At 66.4% G+C, this 18,978-nt stretch carries 20 protein-coding genes; 13 read left to right on the forward strand and 7 right to left on the reverse strand.

Annotated elements, in window-relative coordinates; translation table 11 throughout:
* The first annotated feature begins 9 nt into the window (after positions 1-9).
* Together QRN49_RS07185 and QRN49_RS07190 are read left to right on the forward strand one after the other, a co-directional pair.
* Positions 10-405, forward strand: a complete 396-nt coding sequence (locus tag QRN49_RS07185) for an arsenate-mycothiol transferase ArsC (protein WP_284754856.1) — start codon at positions 10-12, stop codon at positions 403-405.
* A 39-nt stretch (positions 406-444) separates the two neighbouring features.
* Complete coding sequence (locus QRN49_RS07190) at positions 445-1,665, forward strand: MFS transporter (protein ID WP_284754858.1); 1,221 nt, start codon at positions 445-447, stop codon at positions 1,663-1,665.
* Between the two features lie 255 nt (positions 1,666-1,920).
* Here the strand turns inward: QRN49_RS07190 and QRN49_RS07195 are convergent, their stop codons facing one another.
* Both QRN49_RS07195 and QRN49_RS07200 read right to left on the reverse strand, forming a co-directional pair.
* Positions 1,921-2,616, reverse strand: coding sequence for a hypothetical protein (locus tag QRN49_RS07195; RefSeq protein WP_284754860.1), 696 nt, complete (start codon positions 2,614-2,616; stop codon positions 1,921-1,923).
* A gap of 88 nt (positions 2,617-2,704) precedes the next feature.
* Positions 2,705-3,253, reverse strand: coding sequence for a hypothetical protein (locus tag QRN49_RS07200; RefSeq protein ID WP_214545996.1), 549 nt, complete (start codon positions 3,251-3,253; stop codon positions 2,705-2,707).
* 409 nt (positions 3,254-3,662) lie between these two features.
* Here QRN49_RS07200 and QRN49_RS17950 point away from each other — a divergent pair, with 409 nt between their 5' ends.
* The 8 genes from QRN49_RS17950 to QRN49_RS07235 all read left to right on the forward strand — a co-directional run bounded on the left by QRN49_RS17950 (position 3,663) and on the right by QRN49_RS07235 (position 12,037).
* A complete protein-coding gene (locus QRN49_RS17950) occupies positions 3,663-3,929 on the forward strand; it encodes a helix-turn-helix domain-containing protein (RefSeq protein WP_350309129.1) in 267 nt (88 codons plus the stop codon).
* Positions 3,930-4,241: 312 nt separating this feature from the next.
* Positions 4,242-5,120 (forward strand): hypothetical protein, encoded by an 879-nt coding sequence (locus QRN49_RS07205; RefSeq protein ID WP_284754864.1) that lies wholly within the window; start codon positions 4,242-4,244, stop codon positions 5,118-5,120.
* The gene (locus QRN49_RS07210) at positions 5,107-7,182 is read left to right on the forward strand and encodes a TnsB C-terminal domain-containing protein (RefSeq protein ID WP_284754866.1); all 2,076 of its coding nucleotides are present in this window, start codon (positions 5,107-5,109) and stop codon (positions 7,180-7,182) included. The genes QRN49_RS07205 and QRN49_RS07210 overlap by 14 nt, the downstream gene beginning before the upstream one ends.
* Positions 7,179-8,345: an AAA family ATPase gene (locus tag QRN49_RS07215; RefSeq protein WP_284754868.1), complete on the forward strand. Its 1,167-nt coding sequence runs from the start codon at positions 7,179-7,181 to the stop codon at positions 8,343-8,345. Before QRN49_RS07210 ends, QRN49_RS07215 begins: the two co-directional genes overlap by 4 nt.
* Positions 8,333-10,417: a TniQ family protein gene (locus QRN49_RS07220; RefSeq protein WP_284754870.1), complete on the forward strand. Its 2,085-nt coding sequence runs from the start codon at positions 8,333-8,335 to the stop codon at positions 10,415-10,417. The genes QRN49_RS07215 and QRN49_RS07220 overlap by 13 nt, the downstream gene beginning before the upstream one ends.
* A 246-nt stretch (positions 10,418-10,663) precedes the next feature.
* Positions 10,664-11,119, forward strand: coding sequence for a hypothetical protein (locus QRN49_RS07225; RefSeq protein ID WP_214545990.1), 456 nt, complete (start codon positions 10,664-10,666; stop codon positions 11,117-11,119).
* Positions 11,120-11,153: 34 nt separating this feature from the next.
* Positions 11,154-11,591, forward strand: coding sequence for a helix-turn-helix domain-containing protein (locus QRN49_RS07230; RefSeq protein ID WP_214545989.1), 438 nt, complete (start codon positions 11,154-11,156; stop codon positions 11,589-11,591).
* Entirely contained in the window at positions 11,588-12,037 is a 450-nt protein-coding gene (locus tag QRN49_RS07235) for a hypothetical protein (protein WP_214545988.1), read from the forward strand. The genes QRN49_RS07230 and QRN49_RS07235 overlap by 4 nt, the downstream gene beginning before the upstream one ends.
* A gap of 743 nt (positions 12,038-12,780) precedes the next feature.
* Here QRN49_RS07235 and QRN49_RS07240 read toward each other — a convergent pair.
* The 5 genes from QRN49_RS07240 to QRN49_RS07260 form a co-directional block, all read right to left on the reverse strand.
* Positions 12,781-13,182, reverse strand: coding sequence for an NUDIX domain-containing protein (locus QRN49_RS07240; RefSeq protein ID WP_284754873.1), 402 nt, complete (start codon positions 13,180-13,182; stop codon positions 12,781-12,783).
* Between the two features lie 118 nt (positions 13,183-13,300).
* Positions 13,301-13,825 (reverse strand): GNAT family N-acetyltransferase, encoded by a 525-nt coding sequence (locus tag QRN49_RS07245; protein ID WP_159574035.1) that lies wholly within the window; start codon positions 13,823-13,825, stop codon positions 13,301-13,303.
* 57 nt (positions 13,826-13,882) lie between these two features.
* Positions 13,883-14,962, reverse strand: a complete 1,080-nt coding sequence (locus QRN49_RS07250; protein ID WP_502868987.1) for an MFS transporter — start codon at positions 14,960-14,962, stop codon at positions 13,883-13,885.
* 740 nt (positions 14,963-15,702) lie between these two features.
* Positions 15,703-16,203, reverse strand: coding sequence for a VanZ family protein (locus QRN49_RS07255; protein ID WP_284754875.1), 501 nt, complete (start codon positions 16,201-16,203; stop codon positions 15,703-15,705).
* Positions 16,200-16,916: a TetR/AcrR family transcriptional regulator gene (locus QRN49_RS07260; RefSeq protein ID WP_055964614.1), complete on the reverse strand. Its 717-nt coding sequence runs from the start codon at positions 16,914-16,916 to the stop codon at positions 16,200-16,202. The genes QRN49_RS07255 and QRN49_RS07260 overlap by 4 nt, the downstream gene beginning before the upstream one ends.
* Before the next feature lie 96 nt (positions 16,917-17,012).
* Here QRN49_RS07260 and QRN49_RS07265 point away from each other — a divergent pair, with 96 nt between their 5' ends.
* From QRN49_RS07265 to QRN49_RS07275, 3 genes are read left to right on the forward strand one after another with little or no spacing between them, the layout of a single operon-like run.
* Complete coding sequence (locus tag QRN49_RS07265; RefSeq protein WP_282818434.1) at positions 17,013-17,753, forward strand: SDR family oxidoreductase; 741 nt, start codon at positions 17,013-17,015, stop codon at positions 17,751-17,753.
* Complete coding sequence (locus QRN49_RS07270; protein ID WP_284754880.1) at positions 17,753-18,655, forward strand: SDR family oxidoreductase; 903 nt, start codon at positions 17,753-17,755, stop codon at positions 18,653-18,655. The genes QRN49_RS07265 and QRN49_RS07270 overlap by 1 nt, the downstream gene beginning before the upstream one ends.
* Positions 18,656-18,693: 38 nt before the next feature.
* Positions 18,694-18,900 carry a tautomerase family protein gene (locus tag QRN49_RS07275; RefSeq protein ID WP_043594869.1) on the forward strand — a complete coding sequence of 69 codons (207 nt, stop codon included), beginning with the start codon at positions 18,694-18,696 and terminating at the stop codon, positions 18,898-18,900.
* Positions 18,901-18,978 lie beyond the last annotated feature (78 nt).

The following is an 18,978-nucleotide window of genomic DNA, read 5'->3' on the forward strand; positions in this document are numbered from 1 at the left end:
AACGCCCGCATGACGACCAAGCCCACCGTCCTGTTCATCTGCAAGCACAACGCCGGCCGCTCCCAGCTCGGCGCAGCCCTCCTCGAGCTCGCCGCACCCGAGCGGTATACAGCCACCTCCGCCGGCGTCACGCCGGCCGAGGCAGTGAACCCCTCGATCGCCGCGACCGTTCGGGAACGTGGCCTCGACATCACCGACCGGACACCCCGGAAGGTCACCGCGGAACTCCTCCAGGCCGCCGACATCGTCGTGCTAATGAAGCCCGGCCTAGAACTGCCAGCCACGCCGCGAGGCACGGTCCTGGAATGGTCCTTCCCCGACCCTTCCTCCTGGTCGCCCGAGGACGTCCGCCCGATGCGCGACGCCGTCGCGGATCGCATCCAGCACGAGCTCCTCCAGCAGTGATCTCGGTACGGGCGGGAGCTGGATCACACCGAGCACTCCGTGGCTGACCAGCCCCGGCACCCGCTCCTGCTGATCGGCTTGTCCGTGTCGCAGGTCATCTCCTGGGGAACGCTGTACTACGCCCTCCCCGCCACCAGTACCGCGATCGCGCGGGACACCGGATGGTCCGTGGTCCTCATCACCACGGCGTTCTCGGCCGGGTTGATCCTCTCCGCTGCCGCGGGGATCCCGGTCGGGCGGCTTCTGGACCGGGCGGGACCGCGCCTGACGATGACGGTCGGGACAGTCGTCGGCGCAGTCGGCCTCGTGGCGGTCGCCGTCGCACCCTCGTTTCCACTGTTCATCGCAGCATGGTGCGTCGTCGGTCTCGGCCAGTCCGCGACCCTGTACCAGGCGGCGTTCACGGTCATCAACACCACGTTCGGCGCCCGCCGTGGCACTGCTCTGACCGTTGTGACTCTCGCTGCCGGGCTCGCATCGACGATCTTCGCGCCCATCGCCGTCGCCCTCACGCACGGCCTCGGATGGCGTGGAAGCTTCCTGGTCCTCGCCGGAGTCCTGCTCGTCACCGTGGGCCCGATCCACGCCACCGTCCTCCCACGTCGGTGGCCACGCATCGACGGCGTACCTGAGGCAGGCGCGCGCGCTGATCCGTTCAGAGTCCGCCGGATCGCACGATCGAGACCGTTCCTGCTCCTGCAGGTCGGCGTCACCGGCCTCGCGCTCGCGCTGTACGCCCTGACCATCAACCTCGTGCCCCTCCTGACCAGCGCAGGACTTGCCGCCGCGGCCGCCGCAACCGCCTTCGGCCTCGTCGGCGTCGGACAGGTCGCCGGCCGCGCGTTCTTCGCGTTCGGACGCGGCACCACGACCGTCCCGGCCGTCACCGCGGTTGCGGCGGTCGCGGTGATCGCGCTGGCCGGCTTCGCCGCAGGGGCCGGCGCTCTCCCCGCGGCCATCGGCTTAGCCGTCCTCGCCGGCGCGGCCCGCGGCTCCCTCACGTTGATCCAGGCCTCAGTCGTGGTCGACCGGTGGGGCACAGCGAACACAGGACACCTCACCGGGGTCTTCGCCGCCCCGGTGACCATCGCGACCGCGATCGCACCAGCGGTCGGCGCCGCCCTCCTCCACGTAACGGGCGGCGCGACCACCGCGCTGCTCTGCGCAGCGGTGGCGGCGATCGGCGGCAGTGCGCTGCTCCTCGGGACAACCACCCACCGAGATCCGCGGGGCGCAACCCGACATCCAACGCACCAATAACGACGTCACCGAACGAAGCTGCCCACAGTTCGGCGCTAGCTGAGTTCCGTCTTAACCGCCGATCGGCTATCGAGACAACGTCGAGGGCTGTCCGTCGATTCGGTCGAAACCCGCCAAACGCACTGTTCTAGGACGTGGTGCTGTCTTCACGTCCGCGCGCTCAGCGCGCGGCTCGATGAGGCGTTCGAGCCCTGCATGTTCCGGCAGCCCGCCCCCCCCCAACCTGCAACTGAATCCGGGGCGCCGGCGTTTTGGTCAGCCACCGGTGCGGTGCGCGTCGTGGATGTGGCGAAGGCCCGCGGAGAGCGCATTGTCTTCGGATCGCTTGCCACGCAGCACATCGCGGATGAGTTCCACGAGAGCCTGATCCCGAAGCTCCAGGTTGATATCGAGACCCGAAGCACCGACCGCCCGTCGGAACGCCCTGTCGCACCGCATCGCACTGGAAGCCCGAGCTGTCGCGTCGAGTTGCGCGGTGTCGCCGCGGTCGACTGCTCCCTGCAGGTCAACACCCCAAGGCGCTGTCTCCACCTGGTAGCCGGGATCGGAAGGTGCATCGAGATCGACAAGGCAGGCATCGACGTCGGTCAGGACCGTGATGAACACCACTGCTTCATCACCGCTCATCCGTCCCTCGGCAACCCACCGGGCGAGCTGCCGCGCGTAGGGGTCGATGACCGTGATCCCCTCGGCGCCAAGGGCAGCGTCCGCCAGGGCGGCGGCTCGAGTTACCGACGGCTGGTCAGCGGTTTGAGGACGGTTGTGGTCGATGTATTCGGATGCGTAGTCCATCGCTTCGGAGGGCCGCAGTTCGCCTGACTGGATCGCCCGCAGTAGAGCTTTGAGGATCGGATCCGAAACGCGCGCTGGCATGTGCTGACGAACGTCATCACTGCCACAAACGCTGTGTCCCTCATAACCTGACGAGTTGTCGGCAGGTTGGTCCGTCATCTTGGGCGCCTTCTCTCGTGTGGAGCCTCCCTCGGCCGGGCCTCGATGAAGTGCGTTCCGGTCCAGCTGGCCCCGCCCGTCAGCCGCATCATCCAAACCGGAACGAACCGGCAGCACGAGCGAGACGCACCACGTCTTCCGTTCGGCCAGCCCGCAGCGCCGTCGCGGGGCTCACGCCCTCGAGCTCTTCCGCCGGTGCATTCAGCCATACCGCGTCACCCCATGGGTCGACCTGTCCCGGATCGAGCTCAGCGAGCACATCACGCAGCCGGGGCAGGGGCTGCGCGTCCTGCCCGAACTGGAAGGCGGGAAAGAGCGGGCAGCCGTCCGAGGAGATCACCTCGAGCACGTCGCCGGTTCGTACCAGCGCATCAAGCGTGACACTGCTCTCTTGAAGCGTTTCGAGTAGGACAGCGGTGTCGTAGAACGGCCCTACCCGTCCGTCCAGGGTGGCCGCGCCGTCTGCTCGGCCCGCACGACCCGGGTCCATACGCTCGACGGCCCTCTGAAGTGCATCTGGCGGTGCAAGGGCTCCGATGGAGGGTTCCTGGTCCTCGAGCCGTACCGCCACGTCGCGGATCTCATTCAGGCGCGCCAGGCGGTCTGCCTCGTCGCAACCCGGTTCAGTGCTCGCCACGGGCGTTCTCAGCATCGGCTCGGGTCATCGTTGGATTCAACGACGCCGTCCTTCGGTCTGGCTTAACGCCCGGTTGCACTCGAGCCCTCCGGCTCGGCATGGGTGATTCGCCAACGGGTACTTGTCGGTTTCTCCTCGTAGACGTGGAGAAGTGACAACATTGGGTGCACTCGACGGTCCGGACCGTCGGTGACCGAAGGGTGCTGAGTACGATGACTTGCGAGCATGGTGAGCAACGGTCTTCGTTGACCATGCTGGGCGCGACTTGCCGGTCGCACACCATGCCTCTCAAGTTGACACCGTGGAACCGAGGTCCGAGCGAGATTCGCGTCGGATCTTCCCACGTGCCTACAGGCTGCGCAAGTGCCGTTCCGACGCTCGTCTCACAGATCGGAACACAGCGATGATCATGCCTACGCCGCCACGACGGGCCGGCAAGCCTCGGAAGACCGTTACCGACGAGGCTCGCGCTGAGCAGCTCCTCGACGAGCTCCGACAAGCCGAGGCGCTTTTTCGCGAGAGTGCAGCGCGACGGGTTGAGCTGGCCATCGAGGCGCACGCCATTGGGCTGACGACGACGAAGATCGCTGAGGCGGTCGGCGTGAGCCAGCCAGCGGTCTCGAACTGGGTGCGAGCTGCTCGCGAGGCACAAGGTCATAGCAACTCCACCAAGTAGTAAAAGTAGCTTGTAAAAGTACAGCATAGCTCGTAGGTTCTGCCTGTGGTGCAGACACCTCCGCTCAGTGAAGAACCGGCCGTCATCGACCTACGAAGCGAGCCAGAGGCGCGCCTCGCCAGATCTACTTCTGGTGTAGGACAGCCCTTCGGGGCGGGCCGGACCTTGGTGAGGCGCCGATTTCCCCCGCGGGTTGTACCGGTCTCGTCGCCTCCGGACTGGGCCGGCGATCATGGCGAGGAGCTTGTCCGACGCACCGCGAGCAAGGATCTAGCTAACGCCGCCGATCCGTTCGAGGGTGTGGACCCAACGGTGGTCTTCACAGACTGGTTTGGAGCGGGAGACCCTACCTCGAAGCCCGTGTTCCAGCCGTCCTTCGAGCGATGGCATCCGCGGCAGACGCGGATGACAAGCCCCTCGAGGGGTCGGCGTCGCCTCCAGATCGACCCAGACGTCGGTGTCCAGGACGTTGTCACGATCTCGTACACGTTCGACGGTCGGCTGGTCATCACCGACCGCTTCGACGATTTCGATCAGGGCGCGCTGTGGACTGCGCTGCCCATGCGCGACTTTGCGCGCCGTCTCGGCCAAGAGAACAAGCCGGTCGGAACCTGGCTGCACACGAACGGCCACCATGTCGGCTGCGAGTCGCACCACGAGCGCGCCATGATGACAGTCGCCGACTTCCACCCTGCGGTGCACCGTGTCGCTGGCCAACCGTTCACCCTCACCTGGCCGGTCAATTCACCAGCCAGGAGCCACACCCCTGATGCTGTGACGCTCAGCCCCGGCAGGATCCCTCTCGTCCTCGATGTCAAGACTCCCGAAGACGCAGCCCGCGAGGACTGGGTGACGAAGCGGCCGCACGTCGAGGCCGCTGTCCACGCAATGGGTATGGGCTACCTACTGTGGACAGGGATGTCGCGCCGGTACCGGCGGAACCTCGAGCTTCTCACCGAAGCGAGGGTGGCGGACGAGTCGTACGGTCCGTGGAGCGTCGCAGCACTGGAGCTCTGCGATGAACCCATACCTGCGCGGGTGCTCGCGGAGCGTCTCGAGGCGTCCGGGTACCGCCTCGAGTGGGCGCTCATGCTGATCCGACGGATGTTGTGGCGGCGCACGCTCTTGACTGACATGTTTTGCCCGTTTGACTCGATGTCCATCGTGTGGCGTGCTGATGTCGAAGTCTGAGTGGCGCCGATCAGTGGAGGTCGGCGAGACCGTCGTCGTCGAGGGACAACCGCTCGTCATTCAACGGCGCAGCGGCGGATGGGTGCAACTCAGAGACGCTGCCGGGACGACGCCGCCGATGATGCGCGAAGCAGAGGTCGCCGCACTCATGTCGCGCGACGACGCGGCCCCGCCGATGGTCAGCGATCGCCTTGACGCGATCCACGACAACTTGTCCGAGGTCGCGAAGCGAAACTTCCAAGACAAGAAGGATCTGCTGGCATGGATCGAGACCGGCCGGCGCCCAGGCGATGCTGCCGACACCCCTATCGAAACGAGCTGGGATCCGGCGAAGTTCGACGAGAAGCGACGCAAGCGCGCGATCGCTGGAGAGATCGCTCGACAGCGCGGCGTCGATCTGAAAAGTGCGCAGCGTTACATCTCACGCACCTTGAGCGACGCGACGCTCGGTGAGGACAATCTGCTGGACAGTCGCGTGTTCGCCGATCGCGGGCACCGCGTTCATCCGCGGATGGAGCACTGGGTAGAGGAGTTCCTCACCGAGGGTGAGTTCGGCTCGTACCTCCCATCGGAGAGCAAGTACGTCCTGTTCGCCGCCTGGCTGCAGATGGAGCACGGCGAAACCGCCCCAAGTCAGAGCGTCTACGACCGCATCCAGAGCGAGGTATTCGGACGGAAACCGCACCTTCGGCTGAAACGCCGTAAGACTGCTGAGCTGCAGACGAAGTCCAAGAGCCCCAAACCCGCCCTGCAGCGACGCCTGCCGAAGCGCGCTGGCGAGTTGTGGTTCATTGACAGCACGACATCTAATGTCACCGTCTGGGATCCCTACGCGCCAGACCCGAAGGCTTCTACGTTCCGCCCGACGATGACGAAGACCATGGATGTCGCCTCCCGGCTCATCACCGGACGCGCGATCAGTAACAACGTCGGTGGGCTCGCTGCGAATCTTGCCCTCGCGGACGCCTTCCGCAGCATGGTCCACGACCAAGGACCCGTGCTCGTTGACGGGAAACCCCACCCGAGAGCTCTCGCCGGAATCCCTCGTTCGATCACCCGGTTCCCGATCCCCCCGCGAAGACTGCTCACCGATAACGGGACAGAGTTCCTCAACCGGCTGGTCCTCGCTGCGCTGCACCGACTTGGCATCGACGTGGAACCAGCTCGTGTCACGGACCCTCGAATGAAGGCTGCGCTCGAGCGGCATTTCGGCACCGACAAGACCAAGTTTGAGTCGAAACAGCCGGGCTACGTGTCCGGGTCAGTCGACACCCGCGGGAGTGCAGCCGAGCGGGAAGCATGCCTGACCTGGGAAGAGCTCTTCGACCGCGACGGCGAATGGACGGACCTGCACAACACGTCCGTACACGGTGGCCTCCTCGCTCTCACCGGACGCCGAATCAGCCCCAACGCGCGATGGATCGAACTCGCGGAAGAGTACGGATGCGTCGAGATCCCTGCCTGGCGGAACGAGTGGATCCGTTTCCTCGACAGTGACGTGCTCGCCATCAGTCCGTTCGGCGTGACGAGGAAGAAGTTCGTCTACCACGCCCCGATCCTTGAGACCCTCCTCGCCGTTCCCGGAGCGGCACCAGGCGGCGTCGCTCGCATGTTCTACGACCCATCGGACCTGCGTCGGATGTACTGCTTCGACCCCGATGGCAACGCGTGGGAAGTTCCCTGGGTCGGACTCGACGACGACACCGAGCCGTTCAGCGACTTCACCGTGGACCGCGCTCGCGCACACATCCAACCGGGCTCGTTCTCACCTCGAGAAGCGCAGAAGCGGCTCATCGAACTCGTCACCACATGGCGCCACCAGAACGCCCTCCTTGCTGTCCGCCGAGCAGGCAGTACCCGAAACGAGGAGATGTACGCCGCTCAGTTCGATCGGCTCCTCGCCGCTGATCACGGCACCGTCCGGTCGGAGCGCACCACCTCCCCAGGTAATGGCATCGAAACCTTGCCCGACGCGGAAGCGGACTTGCCGGACTCCGTTATGGAGTTCCTGACCGAGGGCGCTGACGACTTCGACTCGGACCTCTTCGAGGAGTACGCGTGAGCAGCACGCTGCCAGACGAGATCGTTGACCTGTTCGGCGATGACCCACATCCGGAGAGGAGCTGGCGACTGCTTGCACCGGTCGATCAGGACTTCGTCGAGCAGATCGCACTGCGCTCCGGCACCGACCCCGGCCGGATGACCCGGGCCGACTTCCTTCACCTCGATGCTGACGCTCGACGCCGACGGGAACGCCGAATGCAGCAGTGGTACCAGTCATGGCCCTACATGCGGACCGGCCAATACCGCCTCGCCGAACGGCGCATCGCGGCCCTCCCCGAACCGAAACCGGGACGAGCACCCGACCTCCTCGCAGCCCCCTTCATCACCGGTGAGTCAGGCGTCGGAAAGACCTTCTTCCTGAAACACGTCGCGACGCGGGCCATAACCGAGTCCGCGTGGAACCGTCGGCTCGATCTCGAAGACGGTGTCGTCGAGTCCGACCCGACGTACCGGTCAACCTGGCGACCGGTCATCTGGCACTCGCTGCAGGGCAACCCCACACCGAAGTCCCTCTTCCGAACGCTTTGCTCGAGTCTCGGCGTCCCCACCGGCGACGACCCGCATGCGTCCTTCACCACGGCCGCGCAGCGTCACGGAGTGCGGTGGATCTTCCTTGATGAGATGCAGATGGTCAACTACGACGGCCAATACGGGCGATATCTCCACGACGCGCTCAAAGCGCTCCAGAACCAGGGTTTCCGGCTCGTGATGGGCGGCCACAACATGCGCAGCGTGTTCCGGCGGCAGAAGACCGCAGCGCAGAACGCCGCACGCATGCAATCAGAGGCGCGCTGGGCGTTCATCGACTTCTCACGGTACGAGCACCGGACGCCGCAACAGGTGAAGGAATGGCGAACGCTCCTGGGCCGGCTGGACGACCGACTGCGGCTCGAGGGTCACGAACCCGGGGAACGAGTCCTCAGCCAGCAGTTCGAAGAATATCTCTGGGTGTCCACGCTTGGATACGCCAACTCTCTTGCGACACTCGTCACCGACGCCTGCATCGGGGCGATGCGAACCCCATCTCAGCGCATCACACGGGCGCTGCTCGATGACGGCGGCGTGGAAGACCGCGTAGCGCAGGGCCGACATGAGCGTATTCGGCTCTGGGAGTCGGGCCGGCTCTCGTGGTCCACCGACTGGCCGGCATGGGCAGTATGACCCGCGCGCCGAACCAGCCCTACAAGATCGGCGCCGAAGACGTCCGTCCACTGGGAACTACGATCACGGTGTTCGAGCACGAATGGTTGCCGAGCCTCTTCCGCCGGATCGGGTACTTCTACGGTCAGCCGGCGGTCGTCATTGCCCATTGGTGCGGCTTGTATGACCTCCCCCGCACGTTCCGGGACCGGCTGCCAAACGTGCTCCATCCGAAAGCCACCACAGGCATCGCGGCCGGGCTCGACTGCGACCCGAAGCTGCTTCAGACAACTGTGATGTCGCACCTCGCGCCGGGCCTCGTCGCGATACGCCCGGACGGGAAGCCTTCCCAGTCACATATCTGGACTCGAGGCGGCGGGACGAGGTACTGCGCAGAGTGTCTCGCGGAACGACCCGGCGTCTACTACACCTACTGGCGCACATGGTGGGCCTTCCTCTGCCTGAAGCACCACACGCCCCTTCGCGATGACTGCCCCGCGTGCAGTAGCCCGATCATCGAAGCCAACGTCATGGAGGTCGAGAGCCGTAACCCGAACCAGTGCCACGCTGCGCTCCCCTTCGGAGGCATCTGCGGTCACACCCTTACCGCCGGCTGGACTGAAGCACCGGTTCTCGACTCGAGCCCTGCGTATCGGGCCCAGATCGCGCTATCGAAGGCCTGGGTTGAAACAGATCGACGCCGACGTGTCATCGATACGAGCACGCTTCGCGGCATCGCTATCGCACTTCTCGGAGCGCGAGATATCGACCTTGTGAGCAGCCTGTCGGATATCCCACGAGACGCGCTCGTGGGGCTCTTCGAGGACACCGAACGGATCGGCACCACCCCGCCTCGCGACGCGCTCGCAATGAGCGCCCTCATCGGCGCCGCGCACCGCCTCGCAACTGACCCCGAGCCCGAGGTCAGCAGGACGATCCGGCGCATCACGTTCTCGCGACCCGTTCGCACAACCCAGGAGCTATCGGGCCCCGGCAGCGCATCGCACCTCCTCGAGTTCTGGCCGGGGGTCGGCGCGCCCATGCGAGGAAGAGTCCTCCGCGCGCTCGACGGCGACCTTCCCGACATGCAACGGCTCGTTCACGCCACAGCCGTTTCGCCCGGCTTTGCGGAAATCATCGTTGCTCTTGCAGAGCCGGACCCGCGGATCGAGCGCACCGAATGGTCGTGGAACGCCCGTGCCCTGGCGACCGAGCAACCCCTGACCGACGTCCTCATCCCACCTCTGATGTGGCCCACCTGGGCAAACCCCCTCGGCGTCGACAACGTCACCGACCCCTCCGCGTTACAGCGCGGACTCGCGGACGCGCTTCGCGTCGCCGGCGTCGGAGCCGAAGGCGGTATCGAGCGAATCGCCGGGATCGGCCGCAAGCTCAGGCCGTCGATGCTTGGGACTCCTGAACAGGCGACCGCAGTGCTCCGGCAACTCGGAGAGCTAGCAGGATGGCTCCGTCTCAACCCGTCGCCCATCAACTACGTGGCGCGCCGATACCTGAGGTGGAGCGGGCTGCTCCCCGAGGCGGACTGGCGTCTGCTGAGTAGCAGCGTCGGAGAGGCCCCCGGCCGAGGCAGAAGGGTGCTGAACGCTCAGCGCTACGCGTGGCTACGACTCACCGCCGCCGGCACCCGTGACCTTCCGCAGCACCTCCAGTTTGAACCCGGTACCGCAGACGCGGCCGACTACACCCGCTTCCTCACCACGATGAGCGCGGAGCTCCAAACCGCGATCGACGACTACCTCACGGCCTGGCTCCCGAAACACCGCATGGTGGGCACGTTCCCCGAGGTTGGGCACATTCGCGCGTTCGAGGACGAACCCGTTGTCTGGGCGCCACCACGATGGAGACCAGCCGGTTCGCCGCTCTCGCCGGAACTCGACGACATCGACCTGACTCAGCTCCACGATCGGGTCCGTGCAGGCGAGTATGCGCTCACTCATCTGGCGATCGACTTGCATCGCAGCCCACGTCACGTCCGATGGGCCCTAGCCGCGCATCCCGTGCCGAGTGGACGGCCCCGCACCGTAATCGATTGGGACTCACGCATTGACTATGCACGTCGCTTCTACGACTAAGACTCATCTGCGGCTCTGGTTGCCCGGCAACCTACGGCCCCTCGTCGTTGATTGCCGTCACAAAGCGGCGCACCCCGGCGAAGTCACGAGCACATAGCCGTGTTCTTCGCCCCGCCGCAACCGGGAGCCCCAAGCGCACGGTTCGTCCGCGCACCACGTGGTGGTCTCGTCTACGCGGCACGCAAAGGCGCAGCAGTCAGGCTCGAGCGACTCTGCAGTGTCGTCTCTGGCAGTTACGATCAGAACATGAGCGCAGCTTGGAGACGAGGGTCCGAGTCTCGCTGTTGCGACCCCTCCGCTGCGCCGTACGCCTGGTTGGACTACGTCGACGATAACGATGAAGAGGTCAGTGATCTACGGGACTGGTTGGGGTCGTTGCGTCCCTTCGCCCGCGCAGTTGCCGAGGGCGAGATCGACGACCTCTTCGATGCCGCGGCTAAGGGGGGCCTCGAGGACTCAGGGGACGAACGGACGCCTATCAAGCCGATTCGCGAGGACCCGGAGATCTACGAGCTGCGGCACACGACGTTGTCGAAAAAACTGAGGTTCTACCACGGCGAGCCATCAGAACTACCGCTACAGCTGGTAGCTGTGCACCGCCATATCAAGACGACCAGCGCGGACCAGCAAGCTCAGATCGAAGCCGCGGCCGACCGTTACGACTCCGGGCGCCCCACAGCCTGGACGAAAACTGGGGCTTGAACAACTTCCAGGTTGTGCGGCTATAGTTCCGGACATGCCCTCGATCCTCGAACGGGTCTTGCCGGCGCTGAACCTCCGCCTGACGCGTGCGCGCGCGAAGGTCCTCGCCCGTGAAGACCGCGAACTTCGTGCTGCTCTCGTGAGACTGCGCCGCGAGTCCGGCATGACCCAGCAACAGGTCGCGGACTTGGTCGGCGTTTCGCAGCAAGCCATACACAAGCTCGAGCGCTACGACGCCGACCCGAAGCAGTCAACGCTGCGTCAGTATGCGAACGCTGTCGGAGCCCTTGTTGAGCACCGTGTCACGCGCGACATCGGTCAGTCCGTGTGGATCGCGTCGTCTACGCGGTGGGAGTCAAACGTCGAAATCCAGCCGGCGTCGCTGCATGCCGAGTTCGCGCCGGTGGAGAAGAACCTGGCCGGTGCGGGATGGGTCAACAGCAAGCGGACCGACTTCGCCCTCGTCGGATGACCGACAATGAGTTGAGCGGGGACGACGTCGCGGCCGTGAAGGACCTCATCGCGAACTCCGAGTTGCGCAGCGTCGAGTACTACGAGCTGTCCGCTCAGCGGGCCGATGCTGCCCCAAAGGTGTCGGAGGGGCCGGAGGATGCGGAGTTGTCGATCACCGTCGAACAGCGCCGGGACGATGACAGTTTCGGCGTACGCCTTGTTGCGAACGTCGCCATCTCCGTTGGCTCTGCCACGGCCAGCGTTGCTGGGGAATACGCGCTCCTCAACGGGCACCAACCCAGCGTCCGCACGCTTCAGCTCTTCACGAACGAAGTCGGTGTCATGACAGTCTTTCCGTATCTCCGCGAAGCGATCGCCAGCTGTACGTCTCGCGTGTTCGGGCAGCCGTTACAGCTCCCCACAGTGGAACGTGGGCAAATCGCGGTGAACGTCGACCCAAGGTAGTTGCTCCTTCACGACGCGAGAAAGCTCGTTCCGAAGGGCGAACCGCGTGAGCGGTATGGGCTCGGTTCACCATTGGGAGCGCTCATCCTCTCACTTGATCGCGGTCGCGGCACGGCGCGGGAAATCTGACGCGCCGGCCCCGCGAATCTTCTATGGACGTGACACCCCGGCCGCCACTCAGCGATGAGGGGGGATGACGCCGGCTCGATGGCTGTTATCAGCAGCTAAAGGTACGCCCAGGATTTTCGCGCGGACGCACCGCGAACGGACGCGAGCAGGCAACCGTTCACAAGGCCTGAGCACCTATACCGCCGTGCACGGGTGCCCTTCCAGACCCGGAGCGGCTGCACGCGAATCGGCGACAAGATATTCGGTCAAGTCGAGTGACAGGCGGGCTGACGGCGAGTCTCGCGAGCCGCAGTTGGCGACAAGTAAAGAGTGCGTCGACAGCATGTGTCGACGGACTCACTCCTCGTCACCAACTCGGCTCACGAGTCTCGGCGACGCCGCCCGTGTCTCTCGATCTGACCGAACATCTTGTCGCGGTTTCGACGGTTCCACGGCGGTCTCGGGAGCCGATCCCTCAGCGAGAGAGCTGCAGGACCGCGGCGCCCACCACCATCGCCAACACTGCGAGCCCGACGATGGTCAGGCGTTGCTTGCGGCTCGGCGCGGGGCGGGTTCGCGCGCGCTTGACGACCGTGGGTACACACGCCAGCGGGAGCCGTCCGGTAGCCGATCAGCTACCGGCGCGCGTCGAGGACCAGCTGCACCGCTTGCCTGGCCGCGTCCGGCACCAGCGGTATCTGCGCGAGCGAACTCACTTCCACCCACCTCGGCTCGTACTGGTTCAGTTCTGATGCTCGTTCGATCTCTGGGCCACCCAGCACCAACGAACCAGGACGCACTTGCGCCACGAAGTAAGCCGCGGGAACGGCGCTATCCACTAGTACGTCGAGCAGGTCGCCGATGCTCGCATCAAGGCCCGTCTCCTCACGCAGCTCGCGCTGACACGCTTCGCGGAGGCTCTCGCCTTCCTCGACCCCGCCACCAGGGAGCACACAGTAGTGACGATCGTTCTTCAACCGATCGATGACGAGCAGGCTCTCGTCTCGGATGACGACGGCCGCTGACCTGATGCGCATCCGGCTAGCTCACCACGAAACGCCTGGCCGAGTGTCACCGTTCGGTATCAAGGTGCCTCGATTGACGATCCCCATCCGAGACGGCGGCAGGGTGCCGCCCGGTCGAGCGCACGTCCGTTCACCGAGACGGTCTCCCCGTCTCCCGCACCCAGCGTTCTTCGTAGAGCCCGGTCCCTGAATCGATCTGTCGATCTCCTCGGCGCTCGAAGCCGTGCTTGGCGTAGAAGCGCTGAGCCCGCTTGTTGAACGAGAACACGAGGAGGTGAGCATCCTCTTCGTTGAGCGCAGCATTCAGGAGGCTTGAGGCAACTCCCGTGCCCTGGGCCTCTCGATCTACGTACAACGTCGAGAGCTCCAGGCTTGGCAAGCTGCTCGAGTCGCCGGAACTGCGACTCGTGCTCGCGACACCGATGACTTGTTCCTCGGGTGACTCGGCAACGAACACGCGTCGACTGCCGGTGCCGATGCGCTCTGCCCAGCGATCCGTCGCTGGACGGAGGGACCGAGCGTCCAGGAAGGAGTCCGGGACGATGCCACGGTAGGTCTGCTCCCACGTCAGCGTCTGGAACAGTCCGACCCTTTCGGCGTCATCGACACGTGCCCGCCGGATACTCACCACCAGACCAGTCTGGAGGACGCTCACCGCGGCATCACAACGTCTCACTCGCCGATCGGTGACCGGACATGTCGGTGCGGGTCGTCAGGTTGTGGCGGCGGACTGGTGGCGGAGGCGGGACCACCCTGCGCAGATGAGTGCGATTCCTGCGGCGACCGCCCATCCGACCGATGGGGTCGATGCGGTTGCGATGAGGATGATGAGGGCGGTCCCGATCGCTGTTCCGAGCTGCGCTCCGGTGTTCACGATGCCTGCTGCGCTGCCGGCCAAGGCTGCCGGGACGCTGGTACCGAGGCCGGTCGCTGCGACCGAAGCCGCTGCAAGGCCAAGGCCGATCACGGCGACGCCGGCCGCGATCCACGGCCACGAGTGGCCTAGAACAGCGAGGACCGCGTTACCGCATGCGATGGTTGCAGCCCCCACTGCGGCCAACCGGTCTGGTCCGAGTCGGGGAGCGATTTGGCCGGTTGCGACGGATCCGCCGATGACGGCGAGGCTGAATGCCATGAGGACCAGCCCGGACAGCAGTGCTGGTATCCCGAGGCGGTCCTGGAGCACGAGTGTTGCCAGCACCGACGATGAGCTGGTGGTCGCGGTGTTGAGGAATGACTGCACCGACCCACGTCGGAGGTTGGTGTCGCGGAACGCATCCCGCGGCACGAGCGGTGAACGTGAGCGGCGGAGCCGCCAGGCCAACAACCCAGCGATCACCAGACTGAGGAGGATCAGTCCAACACCCTGCGGCTGCGTGGCCTGTGCCTCGAGCAGGGCCGTGCCTGCGATGACCGGCATCACGGCCGCGACGAGGAGGACGGCACCGAGGACATCAAGCCGTTCGGCCCGACCCGGCTCCGGCTCCTCCCGCACGACGAGGGCCACTCCGACGAATAGGAGAGCAGCGACCGGTGCGTTGACCCAGAACACCGACGGCCAGCCGAGCACCGTCGTCAGCAGTCCACCGATAAGGAACCCGGTTGCGCCGGCTGCGGCACCGACGGCGCTCCAAGCTGCGAGAGCTCGTGACCGGCCCGGTCCAGCAGCCGTTGCGTGGAGGATCAGCCGGAGCGCTGACGGAGCAGATACAGCTGCCGCGGCTCCCTGGACAGCGCGCGCAATGAGCACCTGCGGGAGCGCCTGCGCGGTACCGCCGATGATCGACACCACGCCAAAGACGACGATCCCGACGAGAAGGATCCTCCGGTGACCGTAGCGGTCCCCGTCGCGCGCCGAGGATCAGCATCGCCCCGAAGAACATCGCGTACGTCGTTGCAAGCGGACCGGCGGCCGCCGGATCAGCGCCGAGACCATTCAGGATCGCCGGAATCGCCGTGACGACGCTTGTGACACCCAGTACGTCAACGAACTGAACGAGACAGAGCACGGTCACTACCCCGGGACGCATGCATGCACCGTACGTGAAACGTCGTCAAGACGACGAGCTACGAGTCCCAGTAGCCGATCGTCTACCGGTCGCTGGAACGACGCTCGGCTCGAGCTCGACGTCGCTCGTCACGCCTCGCCCGCCACTCGGCGTCCTGCTGATCCTGCAGCGGGCTTCGACTCATGCTCCCGCGGGCCGCGAGGAAGATGAGCACGGCGACGACAACCAGGACTACCGGCACGAGCAACTGCAGAATCAACATTGCTACCCCTATCGATCGGTCGTGCCACTCCAGATGTGGGTGGAGCTTAGCGAGCCGTTGGCGACAGAGGTGCCGTCCGGTTGCCGATCCCCTATCGGACACCTTCAAGGAGCCGTACTAGGTGCTTCTTACATCGAGCGCCCCCGCTTGCAGAGGGAAGACCACCATCCTCGCCATTGCCGATGAGCCCGTGCACATCACGCCCTGATCGCCAGTAGGCATATTGGCCGCGGGTCGGGCGCACCGCTGGCGGCCAGTGACTCATCCCGACGACGCGGTGGCCCTACGTCGCCGGTCGATCGCGCAGATGACGAGAGCGATGACCGCGCCCAGCACCGCGCCGACGGTGTTCATGGCCAAATCGTCCGTGTCACACCGGCGACCGAGGACGGGCGCGAGGGCCTGTACGACTTCGATGACGGCGGAGAGGGCGACCGCACCGGTGAGGATTGTCAGCGGCCGGTTCGTCGCCGTCCCGAGGAAGAGCACGAGCGGCAGCAGCATCGCGACGTTGGCGAGCGTGTCGATGCCCTGGAACGGGACGCTGAACTGCACGGTGCAGGTGACACCGCCGGGCCGAGCTCCGTCGGGCACCAGGGTTAGAACGAGCACCGCGATGAGCGCGACAGCCGAGAGGCCGAGGAGGACACGCCGGAGCCGGAGCCGGTGCAGGACCCAGGCGAGCAGGGTGGCGGCCGCGACGGCGACCCAGAAGCCGATGCGGACGAGGGGCGCGTGTTCGACGAGGAACGTGGAGATCACCGGGGGCCGTCGCTTTCTCGGTCGAGGCGCGTGAGCCAGACGTTCATGAGCGCGGACTCCTCGGGGAGGAGGGCACCAGGCCCGCCCTCAGCGAGCTGCGCACGGAGCTGCCGCCGGGCGGCTGTGGCAGCGTCGAACGACGCCGGCGGGGAACCCGCGACGAGGACGGCACCGAGGACGGCGTCGCGGAGCGCGTCGGCGACCGCATTCGCCCGTCGCGCGGGACGCACGGTCGTCATCTCGTCGAGGGCGAGCCCGACGTTGGCCGCCAAGATCATCCCCGATGCGACGTCGACTTCGAGACGGAGAAGCCCCGCGGCCGCGCACCGAGAGAGCGTCCGCTCGAGCAGCGCCCTCACACCGTCCGCTGCGCGACCGCCCGCCCAGGGTCGCGGCGCGAACATCAGGCGATAGAGGGCGGGGTTCTCCCTCGCGAAGTCGAGGTGGTCACCCCACCCGCGGCGCAGGTCCGCCGCCGGGTCGTCGGTGGCCTCAAGCTCGGCCTTGCGGGCGGCGTAGCGCTGCAGGCCCGTCTCGGCCAGGGCGTCGAGGAGTCCCCGCTTGTCGCCGAACAGCCGATACAGCACCGGCTGGGTCACACCGACAGCCTCACAGACCGCTCGTGTGGCGATCTCGCCATCGGACGCGGCGACCAGTTGTTCCTCGGCCGCCGCGAGCAGCGCGCTCCGGAGGTCGTCGTCGGATCGGATCATGGCCCCCAGCCTAGGGCACTTGCTATCGCGTCTCGTATCTGTGATAGTTCTCGCGTATCGGCGAAACGGCCGAGCAATAGCAACGAAAGGCAGATCATGAGCACTGATCCCCAGCGCATCGCCGTCGTCACGGGTGGCTCCCGCGGCATCGGCCGCGCCATCTCCACCCGACTCTCCCGTGACGGGTTCACCGTCGTCGTCGCATCAGCCAGCGGGGGTGCCGCGGCCGCCGCGACCCTCGACGAGATCACGAGCGCCGGCGGCCATGCCATCGCCGTGCAGGCCGACGTCGCCGACGAGCACGCCGTGGCGGCGATCTTCGACAGGGTCGCGAACGACTTCGGGGGCGTCGACGTCGTGGTGCACTCGGCCGGACGCCTCGGCTTGTCGACCATCGCCGAGCAAGACCTCGACGCCCTCGACGACCTGCACAGGACGAACGTCCGCGGCACCTTCGTCGTCGCACAGCAGGCAGCACGTCGACTGCGCTCCGGGGGTGCCTTCGTCGGCATGTCGACATCCGTCGTCGGAACGCAGTTCCCCACCTACGGCGCCTACGTCGCGAGCAAGAGCGCGGTCGAGGGCATGGCGCTGATCCTGGCGAAGGAGCTCCGTGGCCGGGACGTCACGGTGAACGTCGTCGCTCCGGGCCCGACCGCGACGGAGCTGTTCCTCGACGGCAAGACGCAGGAGCAGATCGACGCCCTGGCCAAGGTCCCGCCGCTCGAGCGCCTCGGCACCCCGGAGGACATCGCCGGCGTGGTGGCGTTCCTTGCAGGGCCGGACGGGCGCTGGGTGAACGGCCAGACCATCCGTGTCAACGGCGGCATGGTCTGATGACGGTGCCGCTGGTCATCCTCGTCACCGGCGCCTCCACAGGATTCGGTCGACTCACGGCAGAATCGCTGGCACGCGCAGGCCACGTCGTCGCGGCGGGCATGCGTGCCGTCGACGGGAGGAACGCGGCTCATCGCGACGCCCTGGCCGACCTCGCCTCTCGTGAGGGGCTGAGGCTCGGCGGCGTCGAGCTCGACGTCCAGTCGCAGGGATCCGTGGACGCTGCGGTCGACACCGTCATCAGGGCGTACGGCCGCATCGACGCCGTCGTGCAGAACGCCGGCCACATGGCCTTCGGTGCCGCTGAGGCTTTCACGCCTGAACAGTTCGCGTACCTGTACGACGTCAACGTGGTCGGCGGCCACCGGGTAGCCCGCGCCGTCTTGCCGCACATGCGCTCCCAGCGCTCGGGCTTCGTCGTATGGGTGGGCAGTTCCTCCACCCGCGGCGGGCACCCTCCGTTCCTCGCCCCGTACTTCGCCGCCAAGGCCGGCATGGACGCCCTCGCCGAGAGCTACGCGGCCGAGACGATCCGCTTCGGCATCGACAGCTCGATCGTCGTCCCCGGGGCGTTCACCTCGGGCACGAACCACTTCACCAACGCCACCACCCCGGCGGACGAGGCGCGGGTGACCGACCACGACGCCGAGTACGGCACGCTCCGCCGCCAGCTGACCCACCGCCTCGCCGCGATCGTGCCGCCCGAGGCCGACGTGCAGGACGTCGCCGACGAGATCGTGCGCCTGGTCGGCCTGCCCCAGGGGACGCGCCCGTTCCGGTCGCACGTCGACCCGTCCCGCGATGGCAGCGAAGTCGTGTCCGCGGTCACCGACCGCGTCCGTGCCGAGTTCTACCGCCGCATCGGCATCGAGGATCTCTTGCCCTCGAACGCCGCCCTCTGACCCCCGGAACGTCCGGGCCACCACCGAAAGGAACCACCATGCCCTTCGCCAACCTCAAGGTCCCCGCGGACACCCTCACGCCTGAGTCCAAGAAGAAGCTGCAGGACGCCGTCACGGACGCCATCGTCGACGTCTACGGAGAACGAGCACGCCCGACGACCCTCGTCATCCTCGACGAGGTCGCCGACGGCGGCTGGATGCTCGGCGGCACCATCCTCAACGAAGCGATGCTCGGCCGCGTCTAGTACCGCATGTCACAGGATGAGGGGCCCGGGCGACCGGGCCCCTCATCGCGTTCGCGGCACCGAGCCTGCCGCGACTCG

The sequence above is a fragment of the Curtobacterium sp. ME-Dv--P-122a genome (genome assembly GCF_030209645.1).
Taxonomy (GTDB): Bacteria; Actinomycetota; Actinomycetes; order Actinomycetales; family Microbacteriaceae; genus Curtobacterium; species Curtobacterium flaccumfaciens.